This window comes from Paenibacillus timonensis, from assembly GCF_022427145.1.
GTDB lineage: Bacteria > Bacillota > Bacilli > Paenibacillales > Paenibacillaceae > Fontibacillus > Fontibacillus timonensis.
Genome location: NZ_JAKSXN010000106.1, coordinates 1 through 7,328, shown reverse-complemented (window position 1 = coordinate 7,328; position 7,328 = coordinate 1). Strand labels below are relative to the sequence as shown.

Sequence of the window (7,328 nt, the reverse complement as noted above, 5' to 3'; positions counted from 1 at the left end):
TTCAGGAAATTGTTAAACATGATTCCCACTCCTTTGGTTTATCGTTCGATTTGTTTTTCGGATGATCATCTTTGATGTCTTTATTATATGTGACATTTTTCACGTTATATGTGATTTAAATCACAAATACTTAATTTTGAGAAAATAAAATTTAAAGTAAAATGCAGCAAGACGGAGGGGGGGCCGCCTTGCTGCATTTGCGTAGGATTTTAGTGCGTTTGATCCTTGCTCGTATCCTTGTCTTTATCCTTGCCCGTGAACGTTTCCGTCCATTCGTCCATCATCTCGCCGACGAAATCCTCGACGTTTTCCGTCGCGGAGGTGGGGTGTTTAGGAACGGGGATCGGATCGACGCCGGATCCCTCTCCGGGGGACAGGGTGCCTTGTTCCTTATCCAAGTCCATACGTGCCTGCTCCTTTCCAATATAGCTGTCGACTAACGGAACGCTTCTGGTTTAGTGGTTGACCTTAATGTGATGATCCGGCGTGACCTTATGGCTAAGCAGCTCGGAAACGGTGACGAACCGATATCCCCGGCTTTGGAGTTCGGGCAAAATGACTTTTAGCGCTTCGATCGTCTGCGTGCTGTTATGCACGTAATCATGCATCAGGATGATATCGCCGTTGCGGGCGTTATTCAGCACCTTGCGGACGATCTTGTACACGCCGGGCGATGCCCAATCCTTCGTATCCTGATGCCAGGACCAGAGGATCATTTGCAGGTCGTTATGTTTGGTTAACTCGACGATGGCTTCATTATAATAACCGCCCGGTGGACGGAAGAGGACCGGTCTACGTCCGGTAGTCTCGAATACGGCTTCCTGCGTCATAGCCATCTCATCCGTCAAGGTCTTTAACGGCAGCCGATGAAACGAAGGATGGTGATAGGAGTGGTTGCCGATCTCATGGCCCCCGGCTTGTTCCATTTTGACGATTTCGGGAAACCGTTTGACCCGGTCGCCGACGACGAAGAAGGTGGCCTTCGCTTGGTATTGCTCGAGAAGCTCGAGGATTTTCGGGGTTTGCTGTTCATCCGGCCCGTCGTCAAACGTCAAGGCAATGTATTTTCCCGGCATCGGCACTTCCCATACAATGTCCCCGCGTTCCTCGTAGTAGCTCCGTTCTTTGCCCTGAGCCGGGGAGGAAGCCTCCGCTGCAGGGGTTAGGAGCGAAGCCGAGAGGGCGAGAGCGAGCGCTGCCCCCAGTTTGATTTTTAACATCGGTTCAACGTGCCTCCATCAACTATACTTGAAAAGCTTGTCCGGCCGGGAAAAGCAAAGATTCCCCCGGTCGGGCTGTTCGTTTAGTTTGGCTGATCTCCGGCACTTTTATCCTTGTTTGGGGAATCGATCTCTTCTTCAAAATATTCGCCGCTCTGCAAGCGGTCGACGAACCGCTGCAACCATTCGTAATAACTCACGGCATGCTTCAGCTTGTGCAAATCCTCCAAGCAACGTTTTCGCTCCTCCTCCGAAGTCTCCAGCTCCAGGATCGTTTCCGAGAGGGACGGAATTACCGTTTCCAGAGCTCCGCGCATGACATCGATTTCCCGCTGCAGCTTGGTAGCAAAAAAGGCCTGAAACGCTTTGAAAAAGTCGGTCTCTGCCGCATAAAGATCTTTGCGGACGTCCTTTTCGTCCAGTTTGGTCACCATTTTGGAATCGACCAGAGAGCGAACGGCATAGCTCATATTGCTTTTGCTCATATTCATGCTTTGCTGCATTTCCTCCAGCGTCATGGGCCGATCCTCGAAGAACATGATGCCGTACAGCTGCCCATAGGAGTAATTCACGCCGTACAGGTCCATCGTCTGCGCAATCGCATCGATCACTTTGGCGCGCAGCTCTTCCCGGAAATTTCGCGGGTCCGGCATTTTTCCCGACGTTGGCTTCTTCACCGTAACACCTGCCTCGAAAATTTTACATAAAATTAATCGCCGCTTCACGCAGAGATAACCCATTGAACTCAGAATGAACGTACAATAAATATTGAACAGACCGGTTATGAATGGCGTATTTTCAGCTATTATAACAAATATTCAATGAAATTTGAATGAAACAAAAGGAGGATCCATGAAACGTTCGCTATGGGCGGAAGAGGTTCGGGCTTTGCTGTTTACGCTCCCGGCGATGGTTCCGCTGACGTTGTTTTGGTTTTATCCGCTGGGGTACATCATCTACCTAAGCTTCACGGAATGGGACTTCATGAGTCCGGACAAGTTGTTCGTCGGGCTGCAAAATTATCGCGACCTGTTTGCCGACCCGTCCTTTTATCAATCGCTCCGGGTCACCGCGTTATTTTGCGCAGGCAGCGTAGTACCCGTCGTCGTATTAGGCTTAGGGCTTGCGCTGCTGCTAAACCGGAACATGAAAGGCGGCGCCGTCTACCGGATGCTGATGTTCTCCCCTTGGGTAACGCCGACGGTGGCGGTCTCGATCGTATGGTCCTGGATATTCGAACCCGAGGTGGGCCTGGCGAACACCCTGCTGAAGGCGTTTGGCCTGGAAGGCGTGCGCTGGTTGGAGGATCCGAACTGGGCACTCGTCGGCATCCTGCTGGTGACCGTTTGGAAATCCGCCGGCTGGGGGATGATTTTCTACCTTGTTGCGCTGCGCAACGTACCTGCGGAGCTATTGCAAGCAGCCGCCCTTGACGGCGCCAACCGCTGGCGCAAATTCTGGAACGTGACCTTGCCGCTCATTTCTCCGACGACCTTTTTTCTGGTGGTGGTTCAGCTCATTCAGGCTCTACAGGCGTATGACCAGATCAATGTGCTGACGCAAGGCGGACCTGCCGGATCGACGCGCACCTTGCTATACCTCTATTATCAGTCCGCCTTCGATGCGTTTCAAATCGGGCAAGCCTCTTCGGTCGCGATTATGCTGATCATCGGGAGCGTCGGATTGTCGCTGTTATCGTTCTGGGTTGGCCGCCGCACGGTGCATTACTCTTCGTAGAGGAAAGGGGGACTTCAATTCATGCAACGTTTCGAGAAATGGGGCTCCGTTATCCGCCACGTCCTGTTGGCGGCGGCCTCGCTGATCATGGCGTTTCCGTTCTACTGGATGGCGACCAGCGCGCTGAAGAGCAATGACGAGATCTGGCAGTTTCCGCCGACGATCTGGCCGCATAACCCCAAATGGGGACAATTCGCCGAAGCCTGGGCCGCGGCTCCGTTTGAACGGTACATGTTCAACAGCATCTTCGTGGCTGCGGTCATCGTCGCGATTCAGGTCGTAAATTCGGGGATGATGGCCTATGCCTTGACCCATATGAAATTCCGCTTGAAGGGGGCGTTTACCGCCTTGGTGCTGGTGGGTTACATGGTGCCGAGCACCGCCGTTTACCTCCCGGGATATATCGTGCTGGGCCGGCTTGGTTTGCTGGACTCTTATGCCGGACTGATCCTCTCCAACTGCGTCAGCGTATTTTCGATTTTCTTGATCCGGCAAGCGTTCCTGCAAATCTCGCATGAGCTGGTGGAAGCCGGGCAAATCGACGGGGCGTCGCATCTCCGCATCCTTTGGACCATCCTGCTGCCGCTTGCGCGCTCTTCGTTTGCGGTGCTCGGACTCATCACCTTTATCGAGCAATACAACAACTATTTCTGGCCGATGCTGATCACCAAAAGCCAAGACCTGCAGCTCGTTTCGGCCGGTCTGCGCAGCTTTTTCGTGGAAGGAGGTGCTTACGGGCTGAAATGGCCGCTCATTATGGCCGCCAGCGCCTTCACGATCGCACCGTTGCTCGTGTTGTTCGTGCTGACCCAGAAGACGATCATGCAAAGCGTCAATTTGTCCGCAGGTGCTAGCAAAGGATAGGTAAATGAAGTTGAAATCATGAAGTGGAGGCTAGAAAATGTCGAATTGGAAAAAATCGTGGTTTGGACTGTTCATGACTTGTACGTTCTTACTCATCAGTGCTTGCGGCGGGGGATCCGGCGCTGCGGGGAATACGGCCGATCCGGCTCAGGCTGCGCCGGCGGGGAATACGGCGAATGCCGATAATACGACCAAAACGGCGGAGCCGGTTACGATCGAGTTCTGGTACGGGCTTGGCGGGAAGCTCGGCGAAAACATGCAGGCTTTGATCGATAAGTTCAACAGCTCGCAGCAGGAAGTGGTCGTCAAGCCGGTCGTGCAAGCCGATTACAGCGAAACGGAGCAGAAGCTGCAAGCGGCTATCGCCTCCGGTACGGTACCTGCCGCGGTTCTGTCGTCCAACGTGGATTGGGCGCGCAAAGGGTATTACGCCCCGCTGGACGAACTGATCGCCGCTTCACCGGATTTCCATCCGGAGGACGTGGTGCAGACGTTCCTGGAGCAAGGGAAGGTCGACGGCCAGCAGTTTTTCCTGCCGATGTACGGCACGACGCAGGTGATGTATTACCGGAAGGACGCCTTCGAGAAGAACGGCATCAAAGCCGAGGATCTGACCACTTGGGAGGCGCTTGCCGACGCAGCGTCGAAAATGACCGTGAAGGAAAGTGGCAAAACCGTGTTCTACGGCTGGGAGCCGATGTGGGGCGCGGAGAACATGATGGATGCCGTATTCGGCAAAGGCGGCAAAATCCTTAGCGAGGACGGCAACACGGTGCTGATCGATTCACCGGAATGGGTAGAGACCTGGGAATTGTTCCGCAAATGGATTCATGAGGACAAAATCATGCGCATTCACTCCGGCGGCCAAGGCTGGGAGTATTGGTACAAAACGATTGACGACGTGATGAAAGGCCAAGCGGCGGGATATACCGGCTCCAGCGGCGACCAAGGCGACCTCGATTTTAACATCGTGGCGGCGATGGAGCAGCCGGGCTGGGAAGGGATAGGCCCGGGCAAGCCGGTCGCTCAAGCGATCATGGCGGGCATTCCGGCCGCCGCCAGCCCTGAGCAGCAACAGGCTGCGATGAAATGGTACAGCTTCTTCATGAGTCCGGAGAATACCGCGTTCTGGTCGATGAATACCGGTTATATCGCCGTACGCCAATCGGCGCTGGACGATCCGGAGTTCGTAGCTTACAGCGAACAGAACCCGCAGGCGACCGTGCCTCTGAAGCAAGCTACGCATGCCTCGAAGCCGTTCCAGGATCCGACGGGCGGCAAAATCACCGACGCGCTGAAAATTGCCGCCGACAAGGTGCAGATCAGCAATACCCCGGCAGCCGAAGCGTTGAAGGAAGCGAAGGAGACGGCGCAGCGTGAACTCGACCGAATCCGGAAGTAATCGTTACCCTGCGGCCACATTAGCCGTAGCAGGGAAGGCATTTGCGATCGAGGCGATTTTGTTCGATAAGGACGGAACGCTGATGGATTTTATCACCACATGGGGAACGTGGGGCGAGCGGATGCTCGCCCGTTTTTCCTCCGAATTAACCCAGCGTCGTCGGCTGCAGGCATCTTCCGATTTGCTCCAACTCTGGGGAATTCGGTACGATGCTGACGGGCAAATCTCCGGATATGATCGGAACAGCCCGCTGTCGATGGGCACGGTGGATGATCTGCTGACGCTGCTGGCGCTGGAGGGCTACAAAGCCGGTCTCTCCTGGGCGGAAGCCAAGGTGCTCGCGGCGCAGTGCCGCGAGGCGGCGGACGAAGCGCTGGAGCGCTCCCGCACAGCCCGGCTGCTGCCGGAGGTTCAGCCATTCCTGGAGCAATGCCGTCAGGCGGGGCTCCAGCTCGGCATCGTCACCTCCGATGAAACGGAGGCGGCGGAGACACATCTGGAATGGCTGGGCATCCGCCCGTACTTCTCCGTATGCGTCGGGGCAGATCGGGTAAGCCGGGGCAAGCCTTATCCGGATATGGTGGAGCTGGCCTGCCGGGAACTTGGCGTGCAGGCGGCGAAAGTGGCCGTTATCGGCGATACGGACGGCGACATGCAGATGGCCCGCACCGCCGGGGCGGCGGCAGCCATCGCGCTGGCCGAGGGTCAGGCGTTGGAGGAGAGGGAGGCCTTCCCGTCGGCGGATGCCGTCATTGCGGGATATCGCGAGCTTCGGCTCGGGCAAGTTCGGTAATACCGGAAAGGTGGAAGAAGAAAATGGGTTGGTTATTCCTGGCTCTGGCCATCGTGCTGGAGTTGTCCGGCACGGTGTCGATGAAGCTGTCGGATAGCTTTACCCGGCTGGTTCCTTCGGTGCTGATGTTTGTTTTTTACGGGGCCAGCTTTACGTTTCTGAATTTTGCGCTGGGGTATATGAAGGTAAGTACCGTTTATGCGGTATGGTCGGGGGTGGGCATTGTGCTGATTTCTTTGGCGGGGAGTATCCTGTTTCAGGAGAAATTATCGGTGCCCTCAATCCTGTGGATCGGGGTCATCGTCCTCGGCGTCATCGGGTTGAATTTAAGCGGCAAGGGAGGGTAATGAAATGAACGATACGAATGATATGCGGGTTGGGGAAGACCGTCGGGAGGAGGAGCTTCTGCTTGCTTTTCAGGTGATCACCGATACGCATGTTCGGGCAGACGAGCAGCATACGCATAACGTCAACCTGGAGCGGGCACTGCAAGATATCGCGGCGAACGGCGCCGGAAGCGTCGGAATCATGCATGCGGGGGACGTGACCGATCACGGGTTTCCGGAGGAATACGAAGCGTGGAACCGGATATGGCAACGGTTTGGCGGGGCGTTGCCTCCGCTGTATGTGACGATGGGCAACCACGATGTCGCGTTGGGAAACTGGGAGGCGCGTCTGGGACAGTTTTTGCGCGGCACCGGGGCAGAGGGCATCTATCATGATCACTGGATTGACGGGTATCATTTTATTTTCCTCGGAACGGAAGAAGGGTTGGAGTTATTCAGCTCTTTGTCGGAGAAGCAACTGGCTTGGCTGGACAATAAGTTAGGGGAAAACGGTGCAGTTGACCGACCTGCGTTTGTGTTCCTGCATCAACCGCTGCTCAATACGGTAGCGGGCTCCTATGAAGCGCAGCGCTGGTACGGCATCGTGCAGGACGCGGAACTGCGGGCTGTGCTGGCCCGTCATCCGCAGGCGATCCTGTTTACGGGGCATACCCATTGGGAGCTGGATGCGCAGAGCACTTCTTTCGGCTTGCGGGGCGAAGGGCCGGCGATGTTCAACGCGGCTTCGGTTGCCTATCTGTGGACCGACGAAGACGAACATAAGGACGGCAGCCAAGGTTTCTACGTGGAAGTCTACCGCGATCATGTCCTCGTGCGCGGCCGGGATTTTACCTGCGGTGAATGGGTGGAGGCCGCGCAGTTTCGGGTGGATTATCCGCGGGGAAGGTAGAGGTGGCGTAGTGCCGAATTCGTCGATATGAACTCCATACAGAACCGCCGACCTTCTGCCTGCCCCGGCACCAACG

At 55.7% G+C, this 7,328-nt stretch carries 9 protein-coding genes; 6 read left to right on the top strand and 3 right to left on the bottom strand.

Annotated elements, in window-relative coordinates; translation table 11 throughout:
* Positions 1-209: 209 nt before the first annotated feature.
* The 3 genes from MJ257_RS24020 to MJ257_RS24010 all read right to left on the bottom strand — a co-directional run bounded on the left by MJ257_RS24020 (position 210) and on the right by MJ257_RS24010 (position 1,873).
* Positions 210-404: a hypothetical protein gene (locus MJ257_RS24020; protein WP_240271697.1), complete on the bottom strand. Its 195-nt coding sequence runs from the start codon at positions 402-404 to the stop codon at positions 210-212.
* A 51-nt stretch (positions 405-455) separates the two neighbouring features.
* Positions 456-1,220 carry a polysaccharide deacetylase family protein gene (locus MJ257_RS24015; RefSeq protein WP_240271695.1) on the bottom strand — a complete coding sequence of 255 codons (765 nt, stop codon included), beginning with the start codon at positions 1,218-1,220 and terminating at the stop codon, positions 456-458.
* 83 nt (positions 1,221-1,303) lie between these two features.
* Positions 1,304-1,873 (bottom strand): GbsR/MarR family transcriptional regulator, encoded by a 570-nt coding sequence (locus tag MJ257_RS24010; protein ID WP_144870691.1) that lies wholly within the window; start codon positions 1,871-1,873, stop codon positions 1,304-1,306.
* Positions 1,874-2,072: 199 nt separating this feature from the next.
* On the opposite strand from MJ257_RS24010, the gene MJ257_RS24005 reads away from it, so the two are divergent.
* The 6 genes from MJ257_RS24005 to MJ257_RS23980 are packed head-to-tail and all read left to right on the top strand — an operon-like array spanning position 2,073 to position 7,252.
* The gene (locus MJ257_RS24005) at positions 2,073-2,957 is read left to right on the top strand and encodes a carbohydrate ABC transporter permease (protein ID WP_240271694.1); all 885 of its coding nucleotides are present in this window, start codon (positions 2,073-2,075) and stop codon (positions 2,955-2,957) included.
* A 21-nt stretch (positions 2,958-2,978) separates the two neighbouring features.
* On the top strand, positions 2,979-3,821 hold the full coding sequence (locus tag MJ257_RS24000) for a carbohydrate ABC transporter permease (protein WP_144870653.1): 843 nt from the start codon (positions 2,979-2,981) through the stop codon (positions 3,819-3,821).
* 37 nt (positions 3,822-3,858) lie between these two features.
* The gene (locus MJ257_RS23995) at positions 3,859-5,223 is read left to right on the top strand and encodes an ABC transporter substrate-binding protein (RefSeq protein WP_240271692.1); all 1,365 of its coding nucleotides are present in this window, start codon (positions 3,859-3,861) and stop codon (positions 5,221-5,223) included.
* On the top strand, positions 5,198-6,016 hold the full coding sequence (locus MJ257_RS23990; RefSeq protein ID WP_240271690.1) for an HAD family hydrolase: 819 nt from the start codon (positions 5,198-5,200) through the stop codon (positions 6,014-6,016). Before MJ257_RS23995 ends, MJ257_RS23990 begins: the two co-directional genes overlap by 26 nt.
* Before the next feature lie 23 nt (positions 6,017-6,039).
* Positions 6,040-6,363 (top strand): DMT family transporter, encoded by a 324-nt coding sequence (locus MJ257_RS23985; protein ID WP_240271689.1) that lies wholly within the window; start codon positions 6,040-6,042, stop codon positions 6,361-6,363.
* Positions 6,364-6,367: 4 nt separating this feature from the next.
* Positions 6,368-7,252 (top strand): metallophosphoesterase family protein, encoded by an 885-nt coding sequence (locus MJ257_RS23980; protein ID WP_240271688.1) that lies wholly within the window; start codon positions 6,368-6,370, stop codon positions 7,250-7,252.
* The last annotated feature ends 76 nt before the right edge of the window (positions 7,253-7,328 follow it).